Origin of the sequence: Streptomyces sp. NPDC058371 (genome assembly GCF_042723265.1) — a bacterium.
Classification (GTDB): domain Bacteria; phylum Actinomycetota; class Actinomycetes; order Streptomycetales; family Streptomycetaceae; genus Streptomyces.
Window position 1 is genome coordinate 144,610 of sequence record NZ_JBHXJC010000017.1, and the last position, 25,749, is coordinate 170,358.

At 69.0% G+C, this 25,749-nt stretch carries 23 protein-coding genes and 3 pseudogenes; 9 read left to right on the forward strand and 17 right to left on the reverse strand.

Translation table 11 applies throughout. The features are described from left to right. The first annotated feature begins 188 nt into the window (after positions 1-188). Positions 189-1,253, forward strand: a complete 1,065-nt coding sequence (locus tag ACFWM2_RS35145; RefSeq protein WP_383288537.1) for a threonine aldolase family protein — start codon at positions 189-191, stop codon at positions 1,251-1,253. An 895-nt stretch (positions 1,254-2,148) separates the two neighbouring features. Here the strand turns inward: ACFWM2_RS35145 and ACFWM2_RS35150 are convergent. Both ACFWM2_RS35150 and ACFWM2_RS35155 read right to left on the reverse strand, forming a co-directional pair. After that, the gene (locus ACFWM2_RS35150) at positions 2,149-2,655 is read right to left on the reverse strand and encodes a carboxymuconolactone decarboxylase family protein (protein WP_383288664.1); all 507 of its coding nucleotides are present in this window, start codon (positions 2,653-2,655) and stop codon (positions 2,149-2,151) included. 764 nt (positions 2,656-3,419) lie between these two features. Next, positions 3,420-3,683: a transposase family protein gene (locus ACFWM2_RS35155; RefSeq protein WP_383288540.1), complete on the reverse strand. Its 264-nt coding sequence runs from the start codon at positions 3,681-3,683 to the stop codon at positions 3,420-3,422. A 240-nt stretch (positions 3,684-3,923) separates the two neighbouring features. Between ACFWM2_RS35155 and ACFWM2_RS35160 the strand changes: the two genes are divergently transcribed. Then, positions 3,924-4,991, forward strand: a complete 1,068-nt coding sequence (locus ACFWM2_RS35160) for an LLM class flavin-dependent oxidoreductase (protein WP_383288543.1) — start codon at positions 3,924-3,926, stop codon at positions 4,989-4,991. A gap of 271 nt (positions 4,992-5,262) precedes the next feature. Here the strand turns inward: ACFWM2_RS35160 and ACFWM2_RS35165 are convergent, their stop codons facing one another. Together ACFWM2_RS35165 and ACFWM2_RS35170 are read right to left on the reverse strand one after the other, a co-directional pair. Then, positions 5,263-5,847 (reverse strand): hypothetical protein, encoded by a 585-nt coding sequence (locus tag ACFWM2_RS35165; RefSeq protein ID WP_382547255.1) that lies wholly within the window; start codon positions 5,845-5,847, stop codon positions 5,263-5,265. Between the two features lie 30 nt (positions 5,848-5,877). Next, a pseudogene (locus ACFWM2_RS35170) lies at positions 5,878-6,670 on the reverse strand (IS5 family transposase). A 128-nt stretch (positions 6,671-6,798) separates the two neighbouring features. Here ACFWM2_RS35170 and ACFWM2_RS35175 point away from each other — a divergent pair. Continuing rightward, a complete protein-coding gene (locus ACFWM2_RS35175; RefSeq protein ID WP_383288546.1) occupies positions 6,799-7,503 on the forward strand; it encodes a chitinase in 705 nt (234 codons plus the stop codon). A 125-nt stretch (positions 7,504-7,628) separates the two neighbouring features. Here ACFWM2_RS35175 and ACFWM2_RS35180 read toward each other — a convergent pair whose 3' ends face one another. Next, complete coding sequence (locus ACFWM2_RS35180) at positions 7,629-8,057, reverse strand: MerR family transcriptional regulator (protein WP_383288549.1); 429 nt, start codon at positions 8,055-8,057, stop codon at positions 7,629-7,631. Between the two features lie 98 nt (positions 8,058-8,155). On the opposite strand from ACFWM2_RS35180, the gene ACFWM2_RS35185 reads away from it, so the two are divergent. Further along, positions 8,156-8,965, forward strand: a complete 810-nt coding sequence (locus tag ACFWM2_RS35185; RefSeq protein ID WP_383288552.1) for an amidohydrolase family protein — start codon at positions 8,156-8,158, stop codon at positions 8,963-8,965. A gap of 66 nt (positions 8,966-9,031) precedes the next feature. Here ACFWM2_RS35185 and ACFWM2_RS35190 read toward each other — a convergent pair whose 3' ends face one another. From ACFWM2_RS35190 to ACFWM2_RS35205, 4 genes are all read right to left on the reverse strand, one after another. After that, on the reverse strand, positions 9,032-9,766 hold the full coding sequence (locus ACFWM2_RS35190; protein ID WP_383288555.1) for a class I SAM-dependent methyltransferase: 735 nt from the start codon (positions 9,764-9,766) through the stop codon (positions 9,032-9,034). 213 nt (positions 9,767-9,979) lie between these two features. Continuing rightward, positions 9,980-10,966, reverse strand: a complete 987-nt coding sequence (locus ACFWM2_RS35195; protein ID WP_383288558.1) for a TIGR01777 family oxidoreductase — start codon at positions 10,964-10,966, stop codon at positions 9,980-9,982. 162 nt (positions 10,967-11,128) lie between these two features. Continuing rightward, complete coding sequence (locus ACFWM2_RS35200) at positions 11,129-12,613, reverse strand: alpha/beta hydrolase (RefSeq protein WP_383288561.1); 1,485 nt, start codon at positions 12,611-12,613, stop codon at positions 11,129-11,131. 189 nt (positions 12,614-12,802) lie between these two features. Further along, the gene (locus ACFWM2_RS35205) at positions 12,803-13,837 is read right to left on the reverse strand and encodes a serine hydrolase domain-containing protein (RefSeq protein ID WP_383288564.1); all 1,035 of its coding nucleotides are present in this window, start codon (positions 13,835-13,837) and stop codon (positions 12,803-12,805) included. A 322-nt stretch (positions 13,838-14,159) separates the two neighbouring features. On the opposite strand from ACFWM2_RS35205, the gene ACFWM2_RS35210 reads away from it, so the two are divergent. Beyond that, a complete protein-coding gene (locus tag ACFWM2_RS35210) occupies positions 14,160-15,116 on the forward strand; it encodes a GlxA family transcriptional regulator (protein ID WP_383288567.1) in 957 nt (318 codons plus the stop codon). A gap of 102 nt (positions 15,117-15,218) precedes the next feature. After that, complete coding sequence (gene gap / locus ACFWM2_RS35215) at positions 15,219-16,217, forward strand: type I glyceraldehyde-3-phosphate dehydrogenase (RefSeq protein WP_383288570.1); 999 nt, start codon at positions 15,219-15,221, stop codon at positions 16,215-16,217. A gap of 148 nt (positions 16,218-16,365) precedes the next feature. Here the strand turns inward: gap and ACFWM2_RS35220 are convergent, their stop codons facing one another. Both ACFWM2_RS35220 and ACFWM2_RS35225 read right to left on the reverse strand, forming a co-directional pair. Then, complete coding sequence (locus tag ACFWM2_RS35220; RefSeq protein WP_383288573.1) at positions 16,366-16,740, reverse strand: hypothetical protein; 375 nt, start codon at positions 16,738-16,740, stop codon at positions 16,366-16,368. Between the two features lie 208 nt (positions 16,741-16,948). After that, complete coding sequence (locus ACFWM2_RS35225) at positions 16,949-17,326, reverse strand: SH3 domain-containing protein (protein ID WP_383288576.1); 378 nt, start codon at positions 17,324-17,326, stop codon at positions 16,949-16,951. 160 nt (positions 17,327-17,486) lie between these two features. On the opposite strand from ACFWM2_RS35225, the gene ACFWM2_RS35230 reads away from it, so the two are divergent. After that, complete coding sequence (locus tag ACFWM2_RS35230; RefSeq protein ID WP_383288579.1) at positions 17,487-20,306, forward strand: BTAD domain-containing putative transcriptional regulator; 2,820 nt, start codon at positions 17,487-17,489, stop codon at positions 20,304-20,306. A 74-nt stretch (positions 20,307-20,380) separates the two neighbouring features. Here ACFWM2_RS35230 and ACFWM2_RS35235 read toward each other — a convergent pair whose 3' ends face one another. From ACFWM2_RS35235 to ACFWM2_RS35245, 3 genes are all read right to left on the reverse strand, one after another. Next, positions 20,381-20,515 carry a hypothetical protein gene (locus tag ACFWM2_RS35235; RefSeq protein WP_383288582.1) on the reverse strand — a complete coding sequence of 45 codons (135 nt, stop codon included), beginning with the start codon at positions 20,513-20,515 and terminating at the stop codon, positions 20,381-20,383. Between the two features lie 127 nt (positions 20,516-20,642). Then, a complete protein-coding gene (locus ACFWM2_RS35240) occupies positions 20,643-21,512 on the reverse strand; it encodes a PhzF family phenazine biosynthesis protein (RefSeq protein ID WP_383288585.1) in 870 nt (289 codons plus the stop codon). Between the two features lie 109 nt (positions 21,513-21,621). Beyond that, on the reverse strand, positions 21,622-21,933 hold the full coding sequence (locus tag ACFWM2_RS35245; protein ID WP_383288588.1) for an EthD family reductase: 312 nt from the start codon (positions 21,931-21,933) through the stop codon (positions 21,622-21,624). 167 nt (positions 21,934-22,100) lie between these two features. Here ACFWM2_RS35245 and ACFWM2_RS35250 point away from each other — a divergent pair, with 167 nt between their 5' ends. Next, positions 22,101-23,003, forward strand: coding sequence for a LysR substrate-binding domain-containing protein (locus ACFWM2_RS35250; protein WP_383288591.1), 903 nt, complete (start codon positions 22,101-22,103; stop codon positions 23,001-23,003). A gap of 11 nt (positions 23,004-23,014) precedes the next feature. Here ACFWM2_RS35250 and ACFWM2_RS35255 read toward each other — a convergent pair whose 3' ends face one another. From ACFWM2_RS35255 to ACFWM2_RS35265, 3 genes and pseudogenes are all read right to left on the reverse strand, one after another. After that, positions 23,015-23,326 carry a hypothetical protein gene (locus ACFWM2_RS35255; RefSeq protein ID WP_383288594.1) on the reverse strand — a complete coding sequence of 104 codons (312 nt, stop codon included), beginning with the start codon at positions 23,324-23,326 and terminating at the stop codon, positions 23,015-23,017. A 46-nt stretch (positions 23,327-23,372) separates the two neighbouring features. Next, positions 23,373-24,179: a bacteriocin fulvocin C-related protein gene (locus tag ACFWM2_RS35260; protein ID WP_383288597.1), complete on the reverse strand. Its 807-nt coding sequence runs from the start codon at positions 24,177-24,179 to the stop codon at positions 23,373-23,375. A gap of 373 nt (positions 24,180-24,552) precedes the next feature. Next, positions 24,553-25,086, reverse strand: a pseudogene (locus tag ACFWM2_RS35265) (transposase); the annotation flags it as partial. On the opposite strand from ACFWM2_RS35265, the pseudogene ACFWM2_RS35270 reads away from it, so the two are divergent. Then, positions 25,063-25,680: pseudogene (locus ACFWM2_RS35270) on the forward strand (alpha/beta hydrolase); the annotation flags it as partial. The pseudogenes ACFWM2_RS35265 and ACFWM2_RS35270 sit on opposite strands and share 24 nt — an antisense overlap. Between the last annotated feature and the right edge of the window lie 69 nt (positions 25,681-25,749).

Consider the following 25,749-nt stretch of genomic DNA (forward strand, 5'->3'; position numbering starts at 1 on the left):
TCAGATCCGGCACCTGAGATCCAGCACCTGGGACCCAGCACCGAGGGCCAGGCGCCTGACATCCGGCATCTGGGCCCCCGCGTCTGACATCCGGCGCCTGAGGTCCGGCGCCTGGGACCCGGCGCTGAGATCCGGCATCTGAGCCCCAGCACCTGAGAGCCGGCACCTGAGACCAAGGAAGACCCCGCATGAGCACCACCACCATCGCCACCACCCCCTCCAGCCGTGCCTTCATCAGCGACAACATGGCCGGAGCATCCCCGCAGCTAGCCCAGGCCGTCGCCGACGCGGCCGCCGGGCAGGTCCTGCCGTACGGCAACGACCCCTTCACCGACAGCGCCCGCCGCAGGCTCGGCGAGATCTTCGAGCGGGACGTCGATGTCTTCCCGGTCTCCACCGGGTCTGCCGCCAACGGCCTGAGCCTGGCCGCCCTCACCCCGCCCTGGGGCAGCGTGCTCTCGCACCCCGACAGCCACATCAACACCGACGAATGCGGCGCTCCGGAGTTCTTCACCAACGGCGCCAAGCTCGTCGGTGTGCCCGGCCCCGACAGCAAGATCGACCCCGAAGCGCTGCAGACGGCGGTGCGCCGCCGGGCCGGTGACGTGCACAGCGTGCAGCCGTCCGTGGTGAGCATCAGCCAGGCCACCGAGAGCGGCAGCGTCTACACCCTGGAGGAGATCCGCCGGCTGTCCGCCATCGCGAAGGACGCGGGACTGCGCGTCCACATGGACGGCGCTCGCTTTGCCAACGCCCTGGACCATCTCGGCGCCACTCCGGCCGAGATGACCTGGCGGGCCGGCATCGACGTCCTGTCCTTCGGTGCCACCAAGAACGGCGCGATGACCGCCGACGCCATCGTCTCCTTCGACCCCGCACTCGCCACCGAACTCGCCTTCCGCGCCAAGCGCGCAGGCCAGTTCGCCTCCAAGATGCGCTTCAACACCGCCCAGATCGACGCGTACCTCACCGACGGCCTCTGGCTGCACAACGCCCGCCAGGCCAACGCGATGGCCACCCGGCTCGGCGACGGCCTCAAGGCCATCCCCGGCACCGGTCTGCTGGCCACGCCGCAGGCCAACATCCTCTTCTGTCGCCTGCCCCAGCAGGTCACCGAGGGACTCCTCGCCGAGGGCTACGCCTTCTACCACGACCGCTGGGAACCGGGGATCGTCCGGTTCGTCACCGCGTTCTCCCACAGTGCGGACGACATCGACCAGCTCCTCGATGCAGTCCGCCGCCACAGCCGGTGACCGACGGGCGGGGGAGCGTCTCGCTCATACGGGATACGAGATACGAGATACGGGATTGAGCGCCGCGAGTACAAGTAGCGGCTGGGCCCCGGCGGAACGCCACACATCTGATCCGGGGCAAGAACGGGGGCACTTGATGAACATCCTGGCGTCTTCTACTCCAACTAGGCGCAGGAACGCCGCTCTGATCGCCGCGGTCCTGCTGGCCCTGGGAACCGCCTACCTCCTGGCCGGCCACAGCTGACGGGCCCATGGGCGGAGCCCGTGAGGGCCATGCCCCGGACGGAGGCATGCAGTCCGCCGGGAACGTCGGCTACGAACATGCCCAGGTCGGTGACGAGTACTGGGCGGGACTGCCGCTGCCGTGGAACAGGTCCAGTGAGGACATCCAGCTCACCCGGGCGGAGTTCACCCACATTCCCAAGGGGCTGAAGGTAATGGAGTACCGGGCCTTCGACGGCGACGAGACCGAGGGCAACGTCGTCTTCGCCCGCACCGACGACGACAGCAGTATGGGCGATCTGTTCAAGGTGCGGACCTACGCCGGCCACCCGGTGACCATCAAGGCGAAGACCGGTTCCCACGTGTACTACGTGGCCCGGGTCAAGGTCACCGGCCCGATACACGACAGCCTCTCCGGCTGTTTCGCTACTCGTCCCGGCAAAAGGCTCGACGCAGTACCAACAGGGCCTGGACTGCGACACCATCGTCCGGCTCGGGCCGCCACTGAAGTAGGCCCGGTTACGCCTCTGAAGCAGGCCGAGTTGGTGCTCGCTGCGCCTGACGCCAACGGTGTCAGGCGCAGCGGCGTATCCCTGGCTCGGCCGATGGGGCCGCGGGCCGGCCCGTTCGGATCCCGCCCGGGATCCGAACGTCGATCCCTACCCGAGCGGTCTCACTTCCACGGGTCGGTGAACGACCGGCCGGGCACCGGCTTGGCGATGAGCGCCACGGCGATGAAGAAGTTGACCTGGCCGATCGCGAACATCAGGGTGGCAAGTGCCTTGGCCTCATAGTGCTCTGCTGCCTGGGCGTACAGCTCGTCAGAGACCCGCTCGCCGTTCGCAGGCGTTTGAAGCACGGCTTCCACCAGTGCCAGCGCGGCACGCTCCGCACCGGTGAAGTACGGCGAGTCCTGCCAGGAAGCCACCGACGTGATGCGCTCCTCAGACTCCCCGGCCTTGCGCAAGAAGCCCGTGTGCAGAACGGTCAGGTAGGTACTGGCGACGATCTGACCGGCACGCAGCTGTACCAGGCTGATCGTGGAACGCGGTACCGAACCGTTGCCGGTGACCTTGAACAGCGCCGCCGACACGGCCGCCAGTTCGGGTACGAGCTCCGCAGGGTCCTCGGCCATCCGGGGAACCATACTGACCTCGGCCGTGATCGAACGTGTCTCCATCGCCATCTCCTCAGGGCTTTCATGTTGCTGTGCCGTCACTGCTCTGACGGACCGCGACGGAGAAATGTGACCGATCGGAGAGACTCGTTCGTGTCGGCTTGGGTCTGGCCCATCGGAGATGCCCTGGTTGAGCTGAGCGGTCAGCTCCAGTCGCGGCCGGGCGTCTGTCGCTCCCCGTCGGCACCGGATCCGCTTCCGTCGGCGGTGCCTGGGGCTACCTGGTCGGTGCCCCGGCCGCACGCGTCGACACCCAACTCCGCCTGCCCGCTATGGACGTGCGACACCCGCACACCCTCGCCGCCGTACAAGAATCCCGGTCAAGGGGTCGGGAAGCGGCAGGCGGACAAGAATGTCCTAAACTTCCCAGGCGTGAATCTGGCAGTGGAGGTGAAACCCGTGAGCAAGGTGGATACAGCGACCGTTAAGCGGGTTACTAACGACTGGGCGGCTCTGTACCCGGGTTTCGATGTCTGGCGGCCTCTGAGACTGCTTAGGCGTACTGGCCCTGTGCTTCAAGGGGTCACGCTCGACCGATCCACCTCGGGCGATGCATACTTCCCGACCGTGGCTTTGCGGTCTCTCAGCAGCTCCAAGGTGGCCCGCCTGCGGTAAATGAAGTTGAGGATAGCGTCCTCATCCCTGCGGCAAGTGGCTCAGTTGATATTGCCGTGGAGGGCCTCCAGCTCGCACAGGAACTACTGGGGAAGTGGCCCAAGTCGCGACTTCCGATCAATTGGACCTCCGGAGATGAATGGCTTGAGGGTCTATCGGCAAAGGCTTGTAATCTTGATTTTCTCCATGCGGTTGTCGACGGCCAGATCGTTTTTCATAGACTCGACGACCCGAGTATCCAGCCGGGTCAGGGTGGTCTGAGGGGCCGCAGCGGCCCATTGCCCGATCGCCGTGTATGAGCGGGCGACGGCCACTACCCCGGACGCCGCAATCAGCACCACACTCACGAACGGAGAACGTGCTCCCCGCCTACGGCGTGGGTCTGGCAACCTCGCCAGCTGTTCCGTCAGGGTCATGCCGCCACCCGGTGCGGCGGCAGGGCCTTGACGAGTCACGGCATGGCAGGCTTGCGGCTCATCCAAGCTCCGTTGCAGGCAGACGAATTGGGAAGGTCACCTGCATGAACGGGGTTTCATTGCGTCAAGCACGGACACCCCGCCCTGCGGCGCTACAAGATCACACGACTCCTCCGCCCCTGCGCCGGGACCTGCCATGCTGAGCAGGTTCGATTCGATCCTCACACCTTGGAGGTCTCGATGCGTGCAGGCGTCGTTGTCGCCGCGCAGCCCGGTGTGGAGGACCTCGCCGTGCGGGCCGAAGAGTTGGGCTTGCACAGTTTCTGGGTCAACGACACCCCAATGGTCCACGGCGACCCCTTCGTCGCTTTGAGCCTGTGTGCGAAGGCCACCAGCCGCATCAGGCTCGGCATCGGCGTGACCTCACCGGCGCTGCGCTCGGCCCCAGCCGCCGCGAGCGGGCTCGCCAGCCTCAACGCCCTGGCACCGGGCCGGATCATCTGCGGAGTCGGCACAGGAAACACCGCCCGGCGCGCCCTGGGCATGCGGCCGACCGCGGCGGCCAGGCTGGAGAACTTCATCGTCGCACTGCAGGACCTGTGCGCCGGACGTTCGACCGAGCACCGCGAAGGTGACCGGGTCCGGGACATCCGGTTCCTGCACGCCGGGGCGCACGTGAACACCGCCGACCCGATCGAGTTCGTCGTGGCCGCGCTGCTCGGACCGAAGGCGGCCGCCGTCGCCGGCCGCCGCGGCACCGGCCTCATCTCCTTCGGCCTGCTGGACCCCACCGCCTGGCACGCGCTGCACGACACCCGCCGCCACGCCTCCCAGGGCGCACCCCGTGCCACCGACTCCTACGCGGGCTCCTACGTGGTCACCTCGCTCCATCTACTCGACGAGGACGAGGACCCCCACGGCGACGCGGCTCGGGACGCGACAGGCCACCTCGTCCTGTCGCTGCTGGCCTTCGCCGCCGACACAGCCGCCGACACACCCGCCTTCGCCGAGCAACTCGGCCCCGAGGAACGCGAGGCGGTGCGGCGGCTCCTCGACCGGCGCGGCACTACCGCCACCGCGCCGGACCGGCACACCAAGCTCTACCCCAACTACCTCGGACGCATCGCACCGCAGGACCGGGACCTGGTTCTGCCCTCGCTGATGAACTCCCTGGCCCTGGTCGGCACCCGCGACGACGTCCTCGGCCGCATCACCACCCTGGAACAGGCCGGCGTCGACGAACTCCTCATCCAGCCGGTGATCGACCCGCTCACCGAGATGGCCCGGCTCGCGAAACTCCTCAACTGAGCTGACCCGCCTACCGCACATCCTTGACCTGCACACCTACAAGATCACCAAGGCTTTGTCATCGCCCTGCCTCGGGGTTGCCGGCCACGCGGAGTTCAGCCACGTAGATTGGTGCGGGCGTCAAACAGCGGATGGCGATGCCTCGCCGAACCCACAGGCAGATGACCCCGGAAGAATGGCCGAGGCTAGGGCGTTTCTTGAGGATCATCGAGCTGGCGCCTGGCATGGATGATGGCCAGTGCAGTGACGGCTCGCGACCGCTGGCCTGGTTTCATCGCCGCCGGCCGAGCAGCCTGGGCAGGTGCCCCGCGCTGGCGGTGTGGCCGAGCAGAAGCGCCTGTTCGTTCTTGAGGTGCGTGAATCCTTTGCGGGTGTATTCCCTCAACTCTCGGCCGGGGAAGGGTATGCCCGACAGGTGCTCTTCGTAGTGGCCCTGTGCCCATCGTGCAGCGGTGATCTCGTAGCCGGACACGTGTGCGCAGAGCTGGAGGAGGGCGGGAGGCATCTCTTGCTCTATGAGGAGATCGGCCTTGGTGACCACCACGTCGCGCATCGCCTGAATGTTGGGGATGAAGACGGTGGTGGCCCATGTGCGCCACTCGGCGAGCTCATGCTCCGTGGGGGGTTCGTCGTGGTCGAAGGGATCGCGGCCGTCGGGTCGGGCGTACCTCTCAGCGAAGGAGTCGTAGGTCCTGCTGTTGGCTTCCATGATCGCGAACAAAGGCCCGTAGAAGTCGCTCAGCTGCAGGTTGACGCGCGCCAGACGAGCCTGTCGCTGGGCCAGTCGCACACCATTGAGGTAAGTAGCCAAGTAGCCAACGAGTGCCAGCCCGACGGTCACGATCACAGTGTTCATGGCAGGTGATGCTAGGCCGCGCCGATCTGATCAGCGTGCGGACCAGAGGAAGATGCCTGCGAGGTGAAGCCCGGCGAGGTAGACCGTGGCGGTCTCCTCGTAGCGCGTGGCGATGCCTCGCCATTGCTTCAGACGGTTGATGCACCGTTCGACTGCATTGCGCTGCTTGTACGCCTCGCGGTCGAAGGCGGGCGGTCTGCCGCCTTGGCGGCCGCGCCGTTTGCGGCGAGCTCTCTGGTCGGCGGGGATCGGGATAACTGCCCTGATCCCTCGCCTTCGCAAGTGGGCGCGGATTGCGCGGGAGGAGTACGCCTCGCCTGCGAGGACCGTCACCGGCCGGATGCGGGGGCGCCCCACTGGCCGGGGCACTCGCAGTGCTCTCATCACGGTCTCGAAGGCGGGTGCGTCCCCGGACTGTCCCGGGGTGAGGACGAAGGCCAACGGCCGACACTCACTGTCGGCAGCAAGATGGACTTTGGTGGTCAGTCCTCCGCGGGAGCGTCTGATTCCGTGATCGTCCGGCTCACGCGCCTTGCCCCCTTTCTGCGGGCCCTGGCGGCGTGCCGGTGTGCGCGGACGAGTGTGGCCTTCACCGCGACCACCCAGTCCAAGTCCTCCTCGGCATCGGCCTGGGCAAGCAATGCGGTGAAGACACGCTCCCAGGTGCCGTCGATCGCCCGGTTCTTGCCTGGAGCGACGGTGCTCTCGCTTCCCGAAGGACATGGCCCCCCCGCTCTGGCTTCCCGCGCCGGACCAGCGCAAGTGCGCCGAGGACGGACTCCTCCGGTAGCTGAAGGCGGACGCCGCCGAGCGGGACGTACACCGGGAACCGTGCCTAGGACGGTCCGGGGCTGGGAAGGGGTAGCCCTGTCGATCGATCACCCCCCCATCGCCACCAACTCCCGTGGCATTCAGGAGAGATGACTCATGGTCAGGTCCAGAAGCAGGACTATGCTGGCCGCCTTGGCGGCGTTGTGCGGACTGCTCTTCACGGCCGCCGCCCCCGTTCAGGCTGCTACCCCCGGCCGGCACGGTTCCCGATTCGTTGTGAGCGAAGCCCAGTTCGAGCGCATGTTCCCGGACCGGAACTCCTTCTACACGTACGACGGGCTGCTCGAAGCCACCGAGGCGTACCCCGCCTTCGCTCATACCGGCAGTCGGACCGTCCGCAAGCAGGAGGCCGCAGCCTTCCTCGCCAACATAAGCCACGAGACCGGCGGTCTGTTCTACGTCCGCGCGCAGAACGAGGAGACCTACCCGATCTTCTGCGACGCCACCCAGCCCTACGGCTGTCCGGCCGGGACCTCCGCGTACTACGGGCGCGGGGCCATCATGCTGAGCTGGAACTTCAACTACAAGGCCGCCGGCGACGCGTTGGGCCTCGACCTGCTCAACAACCCGTGGCTGGTGGAGACCGATCCGGCCGTGGCCTGGATGACCGCGCTGTGGTACTGGAACACCCAGACCGGTCCCGGGACGATGACCGGGCACGACGCGATCATCGGCAGGCACGGCTTCGGACAGACGATCTGGAGCCTCAACGGCTCCACCGAGTGCAACGGCGGCCGCCCCGACCAGATGCAGCACCGGGTGGACCTTTACCTCGCGTTCACCCGCATCCTGCACACCGCGCCCGGCGCGAACCTCACCTGCTGATGCGACGCGGCGCGCGATGGTCGCCCGCCGAGACCTGAGGTCCGCGGCGGGCCCGTCCCGCCGCGGACAGCCGCAGGCCGGCCGGCCCCTTCGTTCTCGGCTCGCTGTCCTCCGGCGTAGGCCCGTTACCGGGCCGTCGTGCCCGCCGCCTCTCCTCTCGGAGGTGATGCGGCGCGTACGCCGCTCTCCACGCCTGCGAGTGACTGCCGCGCCTCCGCCTCGGCGATGGTCTCCTGCAGCGCCTGACGGGCCATCTCGAGATCGGCGGCCCGCTGGTCGAGGGCGCGTTGCTGGTGGCGCAGTGCGTCGAGTATGCCGGGGCACGGTCGTACGACGGCCGTGCCGACGGTACAAGGGAGCACCTGGCGGATGACGCGGGTGGGCAGTCCGGCCGCGAGAAGGGCGCGGACGCGTCCCACGGCGGTGACGTCGGAGTCGGCGTAGGAGCGATAGCCGTTGGACAGCCGTTCCGGCCGGAGCAGTCCCGTTCGCTCGTAGTAGCGCAGCAGCCGCTCACTGGTCCCGGTCCGCTTGGCCAGCTCGCCGATCAACACGGGCGTACCCCTCTCACTTGACCTTCCAACGGTGTCAGGGCTCAACACTGCTTCTCGCCGCCCGAATTCCTTCGGCGGCGGCGCCATTGGAGGCTCACGTGATCATTGATGCCCACAGCCACGTCCACGACCCGGTCGACGTCCATCTGTCAGCGCTGGATGACGCGGGGGTGGACCGTACGGTCCTGTTCCCCACCCGCCCTCATCCGGAACGGGCGACGGACCTGGCTTCTCTCCGTCATGAGATGAGTGTGCTGGGCCGTGCGCTGGCGGCCGGGAGCGATGGCCCGGTGGACCCAGCCGCGGACGATGGATACGCCCTCGCGTGGCGGGAGTTGGACGAGGCCCTGGCTGCCCATCCCGGTCGTTTCCTGGGTTTCGGCTCCGTCCCGCTGGGACGCCCGGCTGCCGAGACCGCGGCCTGGGTGGCGAACGAGGTGGCCGGCCGCGAACTGTACGGCATCGGGGAACTCACTCCGCCCCCGAACCAGGCGGCCCTGGTCGAGCCGGTGCTTCAAGCGGCGCGCGACCACGCCAACCTTCCGGTCGTCGTCCATGGGTACGCCCCCACGACGGCAGCGGACCTGCGTACTCTGGCCGCCCTTGCGGCCCGCTATCCAAGGGTCCCACTGGTGATCAGCCAACTGGCCGGAGACCACTGGATGGAGGCGATCGAACTGGCCCGCATCACACCGAATCTCTACCTGGAACTGTCCACGGCGAACATCATCTTCGCCGTACGACTCGCCATCCGTGAACTGCCCACCCGCACCCTCTTCGGCTCGGACGCCCCGTACGGCGACCCCCTCCTCGCCCGTGCCACGGTGGAGCGGGTCACATCGCCGGGCGAGATCCGCGATCGAGTGCTGGGCGGAAACCTGATGGAACTCCTGCACCTCGTCCCTTGACCTGCGTCGGCCGACACCGGGGGCCAGGGCAACTTCGCTGACAGCCGCTGCTCCCGCCAGGTGCTCCTACTCGTAGCGCCGATGCGCGAGATGGACGGTGAGGTCGGCCTCGACCTCGACCGTCGTGGGCAGAACGCGCATGATCTGGTCGAACACCTGCTCTTGCTCCGAGGTCGGCAAGACGAGATAGGCCGAGATGGTCGACAACTGGCCGACGTAGTCGCGAGCGCTCATCGTCAAGCGCCGCTCGATCACCGACTGTTGGACGCCGGTGAACCACTCGGACCGTTGGAGCTCCGTTCCCGGCCACTGCATGTGATGCCCCTCAGGCGTCCCGTCCGGGGACGGAATCTCGTCACTCTCCATGAACGCCGCTCGGGCCGCGCGGACAGCTTCCCGCACAGCCGGGTCGGCCAGTCGGAGCGGGCCGCCGAACGAGGCGAACACGCCACCGGGTTCGACCAGCGCGGCCATACGGGACCAACGGCTCTCCGGGTTCGTCCAGTGCAGCGCCGCTGCCGCGTAGACCAGCCCGTACCTCTCGCCCGGTCGCAAGTCCTCGAACGCGGCTTGCACCGTCCTGACGCTTGCAGGTACGTGCTTGCGCAGCTCGGCGAGCATGGCCCCGTCCGGCTCGGTCGCCGTGACCGCAACTCCCCGTTCGGCGAACAGGCGGGTCGCTTTGCCTGTCCCGGCGCCAATCTCGAGAGCAGTCCGAATCGGCTGACCCGCGTACGCCGTCACCATGTCGAAAAGCGCCGCGGGATACCCCGGCCGGAACCGTTCGTACGCTTCCGCCATTGCTCCGAAACTCCGTGCGCGATCAGACATGCCGAGCATCCTGACATGATCCGCGTCGTCGATGCCCGCTCATTTCGCCCGACCCGACCGCCCGATCCTGGTCAGCCGAAGACAGGAGCAACTACGCATTCCATGGGCATGCGCGCGTGGTCCGGCCTCAGCCGGTGACGGCTCTGGTGCACTTCGTGTGGTCGTCTGCGCAGCGTGGCCGGCCTACGCGGCGTGGCTGCTCGCCGGACGGGCCCGACCCGATGCCGCACGAAGCAGCCTGGCCCGCTGTACGAGGGACGTGGCGGCCCCCTCCCACTCGGGATGCGCGAAGGTGAACCCGGCCGCGCGCAGCCGGCCCGGCACCACCCGACGGCTCTTGAGCAGCAGCTCCGTGTCCGAGCGCAGCGCGAACGCCCCCAACTCGGCCATCCAGCGCGTCGCCGGCAACCCCACCGGGACGCCCCAGGCCGTGCGCAGTGCCCGCATGAAATCGCGCTGCGGAAGGGGTTCGGGCGAGGCGAGGTTCACCGGTCCTTCGAGGTCGTCCCGGGCGATCAGGAACTCCACGGCGCGTACGAAGTCCTCGTCATGGATCCAGGAGACGTACTGCGCGCCCCCGGCCACCGGACCGCCCAGCCCCAGTCGCGCCAGCCGCGACAGTACGTCGAACACACCGCCGCGATCCGGGCTCATGACCATCGCCGAACGCAGTGCCACCTTGCGGGTCGCGGGAGTCGGCGCCTCGGCCTGCGCCCGCTCCCAGTTCTCCGCGATCTCGACGCTGTACGCCCAGTAGTCCGGCACCCCGGCCTCCGAGCCGCCGATCACACCGGTCGCCTCGTCGTGTGCCGCGTCGAAGCGGTGGGCGTAGACCGTCGCCGTACTCATCTGCAGCCAGACACGCGGTGGCCGCGCGGCGGCGGCGATCGCCTCGCCGACCACCCGCGCCGAATCCACCCTCGAATCCATCATGGCCCGCAGGTTCTCGGCGGTGTAGCGACAGGAGACGCTGCGCCCGGCCAGGTTGATCACGACATCGCAGCCGTCGATGGCCGCGGCCCAACGGCCCAGCGTCGCCCCGTCCCAGCCGATGTCATGCGCCCGCACCGGGCGCCGGGTCACTACCGTGACCTCATGGCCGGCCGCCGTCAGCGCACGGTCGAGAATCGTGCCCACCTGTCCGGTTCCCCCGGGCAGCACTACCTTCATCGAGCCCCCCTCGGCTTCGCTCGGCACCAGCGTAGTCCCCCGTTTTGAACATGTTCAACTACGGGGTCCGGCTCGGCGCACGTCACGGCGAGGCCGCCGGCACAGGAGAGCGGGCCGGCTGCTCCGAACAGCTCCGGCAGGGAATGGACGTAGCGGAAGCCGTCAGGGCGTCTTCGAGAGCAACGGGACGGGAGCAGCGGAGGTGCAGGTCAGATCGGTGGTGGGCAGGACGCCGGTCCGGAAGTAGTCGTTGATCGTGTCGTTGACGCACCTGTTCGCGTAGCGAGGGAAGACCGCGTGGATGCGGGCTCCTTGCAGGGTGACCAAGCGGGAACCGGTCAGCTTGGCGTGCAGGGCCCGAGCGTTCTGGTAGGTGGTCCGGGTGTCTCCGGTGGAGTTCACGATCAGGGCGGGGACGCCATTGTCGATACGGGTGGGCCTTTCCCGGGGCGCGGTGGGCCAGAAGGCGCAGGGGCTGATGTTGCTCAGCAGCGGTCCGAGGACGGGCTGGCCGACCTTCACCTGCTGGATTCTCCGCCAGTACGCCTGCGGGTCGCGGTCGACGGACTTGTCGCCGCACAGTACGGCGACCTGAGAGCTGCCCGCCGCGGACTCCATGCCGGTGAAGAGGAAGTCAAGCGTGTCCTTGAGGTCCGCGGTGGGCTCGGCAGCCTGCCCTTCGGCTGCCTGGTGGAGTGCCTGGACCGAGGCTGCCAGCGACGCGCTTGACTCGTCCTGGTCGCTGTCGAGGCCGTTCATGAGAACGAAGGGCAGGGATTGGTCATCCACCCGGTAGTCGCCGACTTTCAGCGGCTGTTCGGCTGCGGTGGCGATGATGCCGTCGACCGTGGTGAGTACGGAGTCCCGGGTGGCGCCCAGGTGGTACTCGCTGTTGTGGCCGGCGGTCCAGTCGGCCCAGTCGTGCAGTGCGGTCTCGTTGGCCGGCGCGGCATCGGCCAGCATGTCCTCGGCGCCGTAGTTGCCAGGGTCGACCGCGCTGTCCAGCACCATGCGGCCCACCCTGCCCGGGAACATCTGGGCGTAGACGGCACCGAGGTAAGTGCCGTACGAGGCACCGTAGTAGGAGAGCCGCGGCTCGCCGAGCGCGGCCCGGACGATGTCCATGTCGCGGGCGGTGTTCCGGGTGCTGACGTACGGCAGGAGGTCGCCGTTGGTCTTCTCGCAGCGGCCGGCCAGGTCGCGCTGCAGGGCGACCACGCCGTCGAAGTCCCTGCGGTTCGTGCCGGGTGAGCGCATCCAGGTGCTGATCGGCCAGTTGCAGTCCACCGGGGTGCTGCGGCCGCTGGACCTGGGGTCCATGCCGATCAGGTCGTAGCGCGCTCCGACGCCGTTCATCAGGGAGCTGATGTCCGGCGGCAGGTCGATGGAACCGCCGCCCGGACCACCGCCGTTGAGCAGCATCGCGCCGAGGCGGTGGCCGCTTTCGGTGGCCTTCAGTCGGGAGATGGCAACACTGATGGCGCGGCCGGCGGGGTGGCCGTAGTCGAGCGGCACCTTGAGCGTTGCGCACTGGGCACCGGCCTGGTCCAGTGTCTCGCCGACGGTGTCCGACGGCCCCTGCCGGCAGCCTGTCCAGGTGACCCTCTGGTCTTCGTAGCGGGCGAGGGGTGCTGTCGTTGCGGTCATCCCCGCGGACTGTCGGCCCGCGGGTGCTGCGGGCGTCGCCGCGAGGACGGCGAATACGGCGGCGGTCGCCAAGGGAGCCAAGCCTCTTACCGGCACGCGCCTCATGTTCGTCATGTCATTCCTGACTGTTCGGGCAGGCCGGTGGAGCGGGAGGTGTCCGGTCCCGTCCATTCCGCGCCCACGGTGCGCTCAGCGGTTCTCGCACAGCGCGGTCTGGATCGTGGCGAGTTTGTCGTCGATGCCCTGCTGGGTGTCGAGGGTCTGGTTGAGGACCAATTGCACTCGGCGGCCGTCCGGGGCGACTCCGCCGTTGGTCTCAAACCCTGGCGTGGTGCCCCCGTGGCCCCAGTAGCGGCCGCCGCAGTCGAGCGGGGTGGAGATCAGCCCGAGCCCGTAGCGGGCGCCCGGCCAGGTCCTGTCCGGGTCGGTGACCACGGTGCTCTTCATCTGTGCCAGTTGAGCGGGGCGGAGCAGCCGGCCGCTGAGCAGCGCGGTGAAGAACCGGTTCTCGTCGGAGAGTGTGGACACCAGCGCGCCGCCGACTCCGCCGTAGGCCATGTTGAAATCGGTCACGTCCGCCAGCAGGGTCCTGCCGTCCTTCTCGATGTGCTGGTAGGCCTGCGGATGCGGGCCTTGGATCGTCGCGTCGGTGCCGGGCCAGTAGGTGTCGTCCAGGCCCAGGGGCCGGATGATCCGACGTGTGATCTCGCTGGTGGGGGAGTGGCCGGTGACCTTTTGGATGATCATCCCCAGGACGATGTAGTTGGTCGTCGAGTACGACCAGGCCTGCTGGGGACGGGGCTGTGAGAGCGCCAGCGCGACCAGTTCCCGCGGGGTGAAGTCGTGCGACTGCCAGTTCTCCGGGTGATCCCAGTCCAGGCCGTCCACGTGGTCGGCCAACCCGCTCGTGTGCTGAAGGAGTTGGCCTACGGTGATCTTCCGACCGTCGTAGCCGTGGGTGTCGATGAGCCCGGGCAAGTAGTGCTCCACCGTCCCCTCCAGGTCGACCCGGTGTTCGGCCACCAGTTGGAGAAGTACGGTCGCGGTGAAGGTCTTCGTGTTGCTGCCGATGCGGATGCGGTCCCTACTGGACATGGGCTTTCCGGTGCGGACGTCGGCTTGCCCGCTGGTGCCGACCCACTTCCCGCACCCCGGGGTGTCCACCTCGATGGCCGCGCCGACGACGCCGTCCGCGCCGGTCAGCTGACGAAGCGCCCGCTGCACGGCCGTATGTGCGCCGCAGTCTCCCGGCCTCGCTCCGGTCCGGGCCGGAGCTCCCGGTGCCGTAACGGCCAATACCGATAGCAGCGCTGTACCTGCCACGGTGAGTCGCAGCCCGCGCCGCCGGTGTCCCCTCACGTTTCCCCCTTGGTCGGAAAGCACTGCGTCCCCGCCCACAAATCTAGGAACCGGGTGTCACCTGTCGCACTCCTGCTGACGCCCCTTCATTCCTCGGGTTAACCCCCGTCCCCGGAGACCCGACGGTGCCCGGCGCCAGAGGCGACGGACGAATGGGCCGGCCCCGCACCCCACGTACTCTTTTCCCGTGTCCGACTCCCGCCTGCAACGTGTCGCCGTCCTTGTCCTGGAGGGTGCGAAGCCGCTCGATGTCGGCATTCCTGCACAGGTGTTCACGACGCGCGCGAGCATGCCGTACGAGGTGCGGGTGTGTGGCGCGGCCGCCGGTCTCGTGACCGGCGGCGACGGCCTGTCGTACTACGTGGGCCACGGCCTCGACGCGCTGGCGTGGGCTGACATCGTCTTCGTCCCCGGCTACCGGTTCCCCGACCACGACGACCCGCCGCAGGCCGTTGTCGACGCTCTGATCGCCGCCCACGACCGGGGCGCGCGGCTCGCCGCCATCTCGACGGGCGCCTTCGCGCTCGCTGCCACGGGCTTGCTCGACGGCAAACGCGCCACGACCCACTGGCACTACACGCGGGCTCTTGCAGCGAGGCGTCCGCTCGTTCAGGTCGACGAGAACGTGCTGTTCGTCGACGAGGGCAGTGTGTTGACGTCTGCCGGGGCCGCCTCGGGCATCGACCTGTGTCTGCACATCCTCCGTGGCGACCTCGGGGTGGCCGCGTCGAATCACGCGGCGCGGCGGGTGGTCGCGGCCCCGTACCGCAGCGGAGGTCAGGCGCAGTACGTGCCCCGCAGCGTGCCCGAGCCGCTCGGCGAGCGGTTCGCCGCCACCCGCGAGTGGGCGCTGCACCGGCTGGGCGAGCCCCTCACTCTCGCGGTGCTCGCGCGGCAGGCGGGGGTGTCGCCGCGCACGTTCTCGCGGCGCTTCGTCGAAGACACCGGGTACACCCCGATGCAGTGGGTCATGCGCGCCCGCATCGACGTGGCCCGTGAGCTGCTCGAACGCTCCCAGCGGAGCGTCGAGCAGATCGCCGCCGACGTCGGTCTGGGCACCGGCGTGAATCTGCGGCTGCATTTCCAGCGCATCCTCGACACCACGCCGAGCGAATACCGGCGCACCTTCGCCCAGGGCGAGTAGCCCGCAGACCCGTGGCGCGATCCTTTCGGATCATGGCACTCACGCCGCTGCCACGAGCGGATCCTGCGCGCGAACCTGGAACCTACCGAAGGGACACTTCTCATGACTCGCATCGCCATCAACGGATTCGGCCGCATCGGACGCAATGTGCTGCGCGCACTGCTGGAACGCGACAGCGCTCTGGAGGTCGTTGCCGTCAACGACCTCACGGAGCCCGCCACCCTCGCGCGGCTGCTCGCCTTCGACACGACGTCCGGCCGGCTCGGTCGCCCGGTGACCGCGGAGGGGGACACCCTCGTCGTGGACGGCCGTCGCATCACGGTGCTCGCCGAGCGGGAGCCGGGGAAGCTGCCGTGGGCCGAGCTCGGCGTCGACCTCGTGCTCGAGGCGACCGGCCGCTTCACGTCGGCCACGGCTGCGCGCGCCCACCTGGACGCGGGCGCGAAGAAGGTCCTCGTCAGTGCGCCGGCGGACGGCGCCGACGTCACGCTCGCGTACGGGGTCAACACCGACGCCTACGACCCGGCCACGCACACGGTCATCTCGAACGCTTCCTGCACGACCAACGCGCTCGCGCCGCTCGCCGCGGTGCTGGACGAGCTCGCCGGCATCGAGCACGGCTTCATGACGACGGTGCACGCGTACACGCAGGAGCAGAACCTGCAGGACGGTCCGCACCGCGACGCCCGCCGCGCCCGCGCCGCCGCTGTCAACATCGTGCCGACCACGACGGGCGCCGCCAAGGCGATCGGCCACGTGCTGCCGAACCTCGACGGCAAGCTGTCGGGCGACTCGATCCGCGTACCGGTTCCGGTGGGCTCGATCGTCGAGCTCAACACGACGGTCGCCCGCGACGTGACGCGCGACGACGTCCTTGCGGCGTACCGCACCGCTGCGGAGGGGCCGCTTGCCGGCATCCTCGAGTACTCCGACGACGCGCTCGTGTCGTCCGACATCACGGGCAATCCGGCCTCGGCGATCTTCGACTCGGCCCTTACCCGCGTCGACGGCCGCCACATCAAGGTGGTCGCCTGGTACGACAACGAGTGGGGCTTCTCGAACCGCGTGATCGACACCCTCGAACTCCTCGCCGCCCGCTGACCGAGGACGCAGCGGCGTCGCCGGTCAGCAGGCGGTTCCAAATGCGGCCGTCCGGACGACGCATGCACCGCATCGGGGGAGCGACAGGTACAGCGGGTCACCGGTCGCTGGCTTGCGGACCAGGCCGTGCACCGGTGCCGCGTGGGAACTACCGGTTGTTCAAGGTGATGGAGTTGTACGGCGTCAGGTTCACGGATTCGGCGTACTGCGCGTCAAGGAAGAAGTGGCAGTTGACGGCGTTGTAGCCCGTGCACAGGCTCACACTGGCGATGCCGGACTGGTTGTTGATGATGAAGTGGTCACCGTACTGGTTGCTCAGGTTGTGAGCGCCATAGCTCCAGTACACGTTGGTCGGATGCGGGTTGGCCCACGGATTGACGTTCTGGCCGTAGATGCAGACGGCACCGTACGGACACCCCTGCCAGGCGCCGTCGGCGGGCTTCGCCTGCGCCGCGCCGCTCATGGTCACGACAGCCAGCATCGCGGCAGCGATCGTGACGGCACTGCGATGGATCGCGCGCATGTGTCCCCCTGTGTGTTTCTTCGTTTGACGGGCCCTCGTGGGCGCGACGGTGTGACAACGGACCGTGCCGCCGGCCGGCTCCCCGCCACCCCCGTGGGCGGGGAGCCGGAAACAGCACCGGCAGTGCCCTGCGGCCGACAGTGCGGCACGCCGGCGGACGGGCGGAAGACGTCCCAGCCGGACCAACCGGTCACGCCTTGGAGTCGAGTCAGCAGTTGCCGACGGCGACGTACGGAACGACGACGTCGTACCGTCCCCAACCGGTCACGTTCGTGGCGTTGTCGGTGTGGTAGAACCACTCCGCGCCCGCGACCACGCGACGGCAGTGGACGGTCACGACATGGGTCTGGTAGCCGTATCCGACCACGGTCGAGCCCGTGCTGGGCTGTGTGTGGATCCGGGCGCCGTCCGTGAGGTAGCGACCGGCCTGGGACTGCGCGGAGTACGCGGCCCCCATCACCCCGCGCTGTGGCATTGCCGCCCTCGGGCCGGCCTCCTGCGCTGTTGCGACGCTGCCGGCGGTCGCCAGCAGCGTTCCGGCGCCGACCAGGCCTACGAGCGCCCGACGCACGATATGACGGTTCATGAGTCTTCCCTTCCCCCGGAAGTACGTCCTGCGTCACCACACTCGCGCACACGTCGTGCAGCGACCTTGATACTTTCTTGCAAGGGGAAAACCCGCAGCCCACGGCATGAGCCGACGACCAGATACCGTTCGGCGAGGCAGCACGGGAAGAAGGAGCTGCATGAGTATCCGGTTCGCGCTCCTGGGCGATGTGGTCATCCGCTCCGGCGAGTCCGAAATCGTTCCCGGATCCCCTCGCCAGAGATGTGTCCTGGCGCTCCTGATGATCGACGTCAATCGGCCTGTGTCACTGGACACGTTGGTCGACCGCGTCTGGGGCACCGCGCCTCCGCCTCGGGCCTCCGCCACGCTGTACAGCTACATCTCCCGGCTTCGGGCTCTGCGAGTGACCCCCTCCGACCAGCGGGAATGGGACATCGTCCGCACGCCCGCCGGGTACGCACTGCGGGCCGACGAGACCGCTGTGGACCTCGCCCGCTTCCGGTCCTTGGCCGACCGTGCGCGCACCGCGACAACCGAGGAGGCGAAGCGGTACTACGAGGAGGCGCTGACCCTGTGGCGTGGCCGGCCCTTCGCCGGTCTCACATCCGACTGGCTGGACGCGTACCGGCTCACCTTGGACACCGAGCACCTGCGCGTCCGTCTCGAGCATCATGAACTGCTGCTCGCTGAAGGCCGGCACGCCGATCTCGTCCCCTCGCTCACCGCACTCGCCGCCGAGCACCCGCTGGACGAACGCGTAGCGCATCAGCACATCCTGGCCCTGTACCGCAGCGGGCAGGCCGCCGCGGCCCTCACGGCGTACGAGCAGCTGCGCGGTCAACTCGCGGAGAGCATGGGAGTCGATCCCAGCCCCCGACTGCAAGCGCTCCACCAGCGGATGCTGGTCTCCGACGACGGCTTGCTGGTCGACTCTCCCCGACGTTCTGCCGACGCACTGTCCACGGAGGCGAAACCGCCCGCACGTATCCCACGTCAACTGCCGGCGCGTCCCACGGGGTTCATGGGACGCGACGACGCGCTGACACTGCTCGGCCGGCAGAGCACTGTGCGCACCCGACAGAACGCGCCGGGAGTCTCCGTCGTCGGTGGCATGGGCGGGGTGGGCAAGACGTGGCTGGCCCTTCACTGGGCGTACGAGCATCTCGATGAGTTTCCCGACGGCCAGCTGTATGCCCAGTTGAACGGGTTCAGTCCGGGAGCGGAGCCCACGCTTCCCAGCGACGTTCTCCGTGCGTTCCTCGTGGCCCTGGGCGCCGTCGACCGCGAAATGCCGCCGGACACCGAGGGACGTGCGGCGCTCTACCGCACCCTCATGGCCGAGCGCCGGATGCTCGTGTTCCTCGACAACGCCAGGGACAGCGACCAGGTCCTGCCGCTACTGCCCGCCACTCCCGGCTGCCTGACCCTGGTCACCAGCAGGAACAGGCTGAGCAGTCTCAAAGTGCGCGGCGGTGCCGACTCGGTGGACCTGGCCGTGCTGCCCGACCTGGAATCGGCCCAGCTCTTCGCCCGGCGCGTGGGCAGCGTGCGCACCGCGACGGAACCCGCGCTGCGCGACATCGTCCACTCGTGCGCCGGGCTACCGCTCGCACTGGACATCGCGGCCGCACACGCGGTCGGCCTGCCGGGGGACTCACTCGACCAGCTTGCCCAGGAGCTGCGGGACCCTCACACGCGTCTCGACGCGCTGGACGCAGGCGAGGTGTCCACCAATCTGCGCATCCTGTTCTCCTCGTCCCATCGCGCGCTGGATCCGGAGGCGGGACGGTTCTTCCGGCTGATGGGGCTGACGCCGCATCTGGACATCGACCTCGCGGCGCTCGCTCATCTCGCCGACCGCACGCCGGCCCAGGCACGCCGGGCCCTGCGGCTCCTGGAGGAAGCCTGCCTCGTGCGACGGCACCGGCCTGGGCGGTATCACATGCACGACCTGGTCCGGCTGTATGCCGAGGAGCAGGCAGCCACGCTGCCCGCCGAACTGAGCGATCAACTGATCCACCGTCTGGTCGACTTCTACGTCAGCAACGCGCACGCCGCGCAACGGGCCCTCGATCCCCACCGCGCCACGGAGGATCCTCTGCCCGCGCACCGGCCGAAGACCGCGCCCCTGACGTTCGACGACGCCGAGAGCGCCCTGGGCTGGTTCGAAGCAGAACACCTCTGCCTGCAGGAGATCACCGCCCTTGCCCAGCGCCGGAGTTTCCACTCCGAGGTGTGCCACCTGACGTGGTCCCTGCACACGTTCCGCTGGCGGCGCGGGCTCTTCACGGAGAGCATCGAGGCGTGGTTCGCAGCGCTGGACGCGGCAGCCGCGCTGGACGATGCCTCCCTCGCGGCGCACACCCGTCTGCGCCTTGCGGTAGCACTGGCCCAAGCGGGCCGGTACGAGGATGCACTGCCGCACCTGGAGGGGGCTCGTGCCCATTTCAGTGACCACGGCGACACCGCCGGCCTCACGCGAACTCACCATGCGCTCGCCGAAGTTCAGGTCCGGATCGACGCCTTCGAGAGGGCCCTTCCCCACTTCGAAGAAGCGCTCAACGGCTACCGGCGGCTCGGCGACCAGGTAGGTGAGGCCAACACCCTGAACGGGACGGGGTGGGCCCTGGCCCGCCTGGGACGCTACGCGAGCGGCGAGGAGCACTGCCTCCAAGCGCTGCCTCTCCTCCAACAACACCAGGACGGGGAGGGCCAGGCCGCCACCTGGGACACCCTGGCCCACATCGCGTGGCGAACCGGTCGAACCCAACGCGCCCTCCACGCCTACGACCAGGCGCTCACTCACTTCCAGGCCATCGGCAACGCCAACCGGGAAGCCGACACGTGGTCCAAGCTCGGAGACGTCCGCGCCCAGCGCGGCGACCGGGACGGCGCGCGTGTGGCGTGGACGAATGCACGGAGCCTCTACCGTGATCAGCGGCGCTCTGCCGAGGAACAGCGCATGTCCGCGAATCTGGCTGCGGACAGCGACGATTGACGTGCCTTGGACTTGGCCCCGAAGTCCTAGCTCAGACACCGGGGAACAAGTAACCCGCCGGTAGCTTTGGCGCCTCAGGCATTCTCGGCCGTGGCGACTTGTTCATCATGTTCGCGCAGCATGCGCAGGACGGTGGCGGGCGAGGGGTGCTGACCCTTCTTCGCGCCCTTGGAGTTGACGAGCCGGGCCGCGATGTCGCGCAGGCTCAACTCCTCGTCACGCAGGCGCAGGGCGGTCGTGGTCGGTGACGCCCGCCACCGGGTGCCAACGCTTGACCGCAGCGGACAGCCCCAGCCCCATGCGCGGATCGCAGAAGAGGACGGTCCAGTCGTCGCCTCAGAGTCCGTCGCGGACCACCGCTAACCCGCCGACCCGGGTCGTGATGCCCGCCGGCCCGCGTCGGGCCGAAGCGAGCACGCTGGCCGGTCGACCGAGGGTGTCGCCCTGCTCCACCTCGATCGCGACCGTCTGCGCGCCTGTCGTGTCGAGCAGGTGGGCGGCCAGGCAGCCGGTGCTGTTGGCGTTGGCGACGTCCTCGTCGACACCGATCGCCGGCGCGAACATCCGCGCCGCACCCGGTCGGTCGCCCACCGGCGGTACGTACACGAAACAGCCGAGGAGGCCGTACCGCCGGCACGCCGCTGTCAGCCTGCCGAGGTGTGGGCGGACTCGGAGCAGCGCCGACCGGTCGTGGACCGGTACCAGCATGCGTGGTGCGCCGGGCGCTGCGATCCGTGGCGCGTCGGTCGGGTGCGGGTCGGCCGCGGTGAGCCCGAGCGCGGCGACGATCGTGGCGCGCTCGTCCGGTGCCGGGTGACGCAGCGCGACGAGGCCCTGGTCGAACCACACCTCGATGCCGGCGGGGCGGCGGATCGCGACGGTGTCGAACGTGCGCCCGCCAGTGTGTTGGCGGTCGTTCAGCTCGCCCAGCGCGGTGCGGGTCAACCGGACGGCCTGCGCGGCAACGGTGCCGTGGCCGCAGCCGGGCAGTTCGGCGGTGGCGGTGAAGAACCGGACCGGCCAGCCACCGTCCGGCGTCCGCCCCGGGCCGAGGAACGCCGCGTGCGAGGTGCCGGCCGCAGCAGCGACCGCACGCCGGTCCGCGTCCGTCGCCGCCGGGTCGTCGTCGGTGACGGACGTGGGGCTGCCGCCCCGGCCGTCGCGCCGCACGCACGCATCAACCACCGTGACATCCGGCCAGGACATCGGCCCACCTTTGGCGCTCAACGAACCGGCAACCGCGAACGGCGTCCGCCGACAGCCGGACCTGGCCGCAACGGCCGACCGACCGCGTCCCGGAGCGTACCGTCCTGCCTCAGCCGGTGCCGTCCTGCACCGGATAGTGGATGACGACTGCACCGCCGGTGGCGTAGTTGGGGACATCGGCGGCCAGCCGCTGGCCTTGCGGCGACGCCCGCGCCGCGGCCATGGCGGCGGCGTCAGCGAAGTCGCCTTCGAAGACCGCGAAATACGGCGCTTCTCCCTTGGTCGCCGCCACGTCGAAGCTGTAGCGCCACGCGAGCAGGCCGGGCCAATTCATGACCAGTGGAAGGTGGTTGGTCACGTAGTAGTCGCGGAAGTGGTCAGGGTTGGCGGGCTTGGAATACAGGACCACCAACTTATGCATGACGGCCTCCGTCCAGATCAGGGTCGGCGGGCTGCGTGAGTGCGATGTCCAGAACCGCGGTGAGTTGAATCGTCATATGCGCAGGTTAGGGCTTGGTGTGGGGTCGGGGGAAAGACCGGTACGGGATAGGCTCAGAACGGTTCGTTATCAATCGGCAGGGAGGGCACGTGGCGCCGGATACGGTGAGCCTGCGGTACTTCCTGGTGCTGGCGCAGGAGTTGAACTTCACCCGCGCGGCCGCACGGATCGGTATCGCACAGCCCGCACTCAGCGCCCGGATGCGCCGATTGGAGGCGGAACTCGGTACGGCCCTGCTGGTCCGCGACACGCGTAGCGTCGTATTGACCACGGCCGGTGCGGCTTTGGCGGAGTCCGCGCCGCCCGCGCTGGCGGCGCTGGACCGGGCATGGGACACCGCCCGGAGCGCGGCGGCCGGTGAACTGGGCACGCTGCGCATCGGATACAGCCTCAGCGCCGGGGCCGAGACGGCACCGGCCCTGGTGGACAAGCTGATTCGCAGCAGTCCCGGACTCGAGGTCGGCGCGGTCCCGATGGCGACACCGGAGATCTCCCCCGCGGTCGCCGACGGCCGCATCGATGCCGGGATCACCCGCGGTGAACAGCCGGGCCGTGGCGTGCGGCGGTACCTGCTGCGGCGTGCGCGGATCGGCGTCCAATTGGCGCAGTACCATCCGCTGGCCGAACACCCGGAGATCGAGATCGCCGACGCGGCCGCGTATCCGCTGCGGCTCCCGGACCGTGCGGCCAACCCCGTGATCCACGATCAGCTGTCCGCACTGTTCCGAGACACCCGACCACACCCCCGATTCCACACGCCCGCAGTCTCTTTCGACATGTCTCAGCGCGACCTGCGCGACGGGGTCACCCTCGCCCCGGCCGGAGAAGCCGCGATCACGGCAGCACCGGCCGGTCTCACCTGGCGACCGCTGCGGGGCGCGCCCAGCCTGACGATCCACCTGGTCCTCCCACGCGAGCAGTCGCCGCTACACCGCCGCATCCGTGCCGTCGCCAAAACCCTGGCGCACGAGCTGCACTGGCTGCCGGACTGACGCGCAAGAGGTCAAGCGAGACGGACGCCTGCGGTCGCGAGGCCGAAGACATTGCGCCGGGCGGCCGTGGTGACTGCGAAATCGTGTTCGGTCGGCGCGAACCGGGCCACCGCGTCCACCTCGCGCAACACGGTCGCCGGATTGTGCGGGCGCTCGGTGTTCCGCAGGACCTCGCGGGTGTCGTTGCACATCGTGATGAGCACGCCTCCGGTGAACGTCAGCTGGTCCTCCTCCAGGTCCGCGAGGTGCTCGACGATCGCGGTGCGGTCGCGTGCGACGTGGGCGCGCGTCAGGTCGAGGGCGCGCCACGCGGCCTCGTTCATCCGGGGGGCGGTGCGGTCGGCTCGCGTGCGCCGAGCAGGGGTGGCTTCAGGGGGCGCAGACCCCGCTGCACGGTCCCAGCCACAGTGGACCGCAGCCGTAGTCGGTCCAGTTGCACCACCACGGTGAGGCGTAGCACATCATGTCGCAGCTTCCGCTCCCCGCGCACTGGGAGTTGCAGTCCATGACCTGGGTGCCCTGATCGCTTTGAGGCGCCGCGCCCTGCGTGTCGGCAGGGCCCAGCACCATGAGAATCGCCCGCGCCTCGCTCTCGCCGAACGCCTCCACAGCCGCCGTCTGCAGCCCTTCGGCGGCTGCTTCCTGATGGCGCCCCGTGATGATCTGCGGTGCCAGGCGCGTCGCGTCGTCCAGGACGGCGGACTGCTCGGCCGTCAGACCGGGGTGTGTCTTGCGGTAGTTCGCGAAGTGCGCCACCCACAGATCACTGCGAGCCGAAGCGGACAGCGCGCCGTAAATGGCGCGCCGATAGTCCGCGGGGTAGGAGACGAACTCGGAGTAGCCGGAGGGCAGCCGGTCGGCGTTGGCCTTCACCCATCGCGACGCCTTGCTGCCCTTGGCGCGGGTCACAGCCTGCGCGGGTGAGGCTGCCAGGCCGCCGGTGACCAGAAACGTTCCCAGGGCCAGTCCCGGCACGGCTTTGAGGATTCCGCGACGGCTCGGGGACCGCAGCACATCGACGTCGCGCAGCGCACGCACCACCCGCAGCGAGTCCGCCGGCCCCAACAGCCGCGCCAGGCGGAGGGACAGCGCGGTTCCGGTCCAGGCCCGCACCTGGTCCCCGTTGACCGCCAACAAGGTCGGGGCCCACTCGGCCCCTTCTCCCAGGGCGCGCACGCGTAGACCGCGAATACGAGGTTCCGTGAGGCCCGCTGTCGTCAACTTGCCGTCGACGGAGACGCGAACCCGATCCACCACTTCTGCGCAGAATCGACAGTCGGCGTCGAATGCCAAAATCCACTCGGTCACAAGTTTCTCCCCACGTTGATGTGACAACCCGTCCCGTGGCGCCGGTCCGGTGTGAGTTTGCAGCCGATCCGTAGCGCGCCGTTCAGCACTCTTGCGCGCTTCGGGTCCACCTGAAGAGAAAGCGTTTGCTGAGGCGCCCGGAAGCGTCAATCATTTCGACGAGGATCGAAACGTTTTACATTTGCAGGCCGTGCTTACGGCGGGAGCACACCCGCTGCCAATGCGCCTATCTAGCCCCGGTATTTCCGCAGGACTTCTTCCAGGTCGGGGCCGCGTCCTGTTTGTCCGAGTGCGCGGCGAACCAAAACCCCGTCCAGGTCCACGGTCACCCGTCCGCCGGCGTCCGGAGCCCGGTTGCCGGCCAACTCCGAGAGTCGTCGGCGCACTTCGGAACGTGCGGCGGCGGATGGCGGTCAGCGCGCCTTCTCGCCGGAGGCGGCACGGGTGTCGATCAGCCGGGAGAACGCAGGGTCGGAGGCGACAGCCCCGAACACAGCCGCCCCGAACGCAGCCGACTCGGACCGCAGCAGGGCGACATCGGCGAGGCATGCCCCACCAGCGCGACCGCCAGTGCGAGGTCCACGAGTATCTTGCCGGGGTCGTGGACGGCCGGAGGCTTCCGCCACCGGGTCAGGTTCCACCACGGGATCAGGGCTGCGGATATGGCCTGGTAAAGGCCGGCCTTGCGGAGAGTTTCGACCAGGAGGACCGAACCGGCCTGCGAGACCTCAGCCCCGCAAAAAGCCCGTTGGCTCCGCTGATCCTGATGGCCCACAACAACGGCCTGCCCAAGGGAGAATCCCGGCTGGTGGCCCGGGCCCGGCTGTCCGCGGCGTACGGCTACGCGGTGGCCTCCATCGACGCCGCCGGGTGCGGTGACCGGCCCCGTTCCGCCGTCGACGAGCAGGCTCGCGCGGACCTCCGCCGGGCAATGCAGGCCGGCGAGCCGGTCGATGAGATCTTCGAGTCCTTCATCGGCCCGCTAGTCGATAATGCGGTCCCGGAATGGCGGACCACTCTGGACGCCCTTCTTGCGCTGCCCGAGATCGGCGGGCCGGTCGGGTACTCGGGGTGGACCGCCCTCGGCATTCGGCTGGCGGTGGCCGAGCCGCGCATCGCGGCAGCCGGCTTCTTCGCCGGGGGTTACGTGCCCCGCGCCCAGCGTGATGAGGCCCGGCAGGTCACCATTCCCCTGCTGCTTCTGCTGCAGTGGGACGACGAAGGGAACCCCAGGTAACGGGCCCTGGACCTGTTCGACGCCTTCGGCAGCAAGGAGAAGACGCTGCACGCCAATCTGGGCGGTCACCTCGGCACCCCGTGGTTCGAGCGGGAGGACGGGGACCGGTTCCTCGGCCGGCAGCTGAAGTGAGACCGGGCCGGCAGCCGCTGTTAGGCGCTGTCGGCCGGGAGGCTGCCCATCGAGGACAGGTCCGGGCCT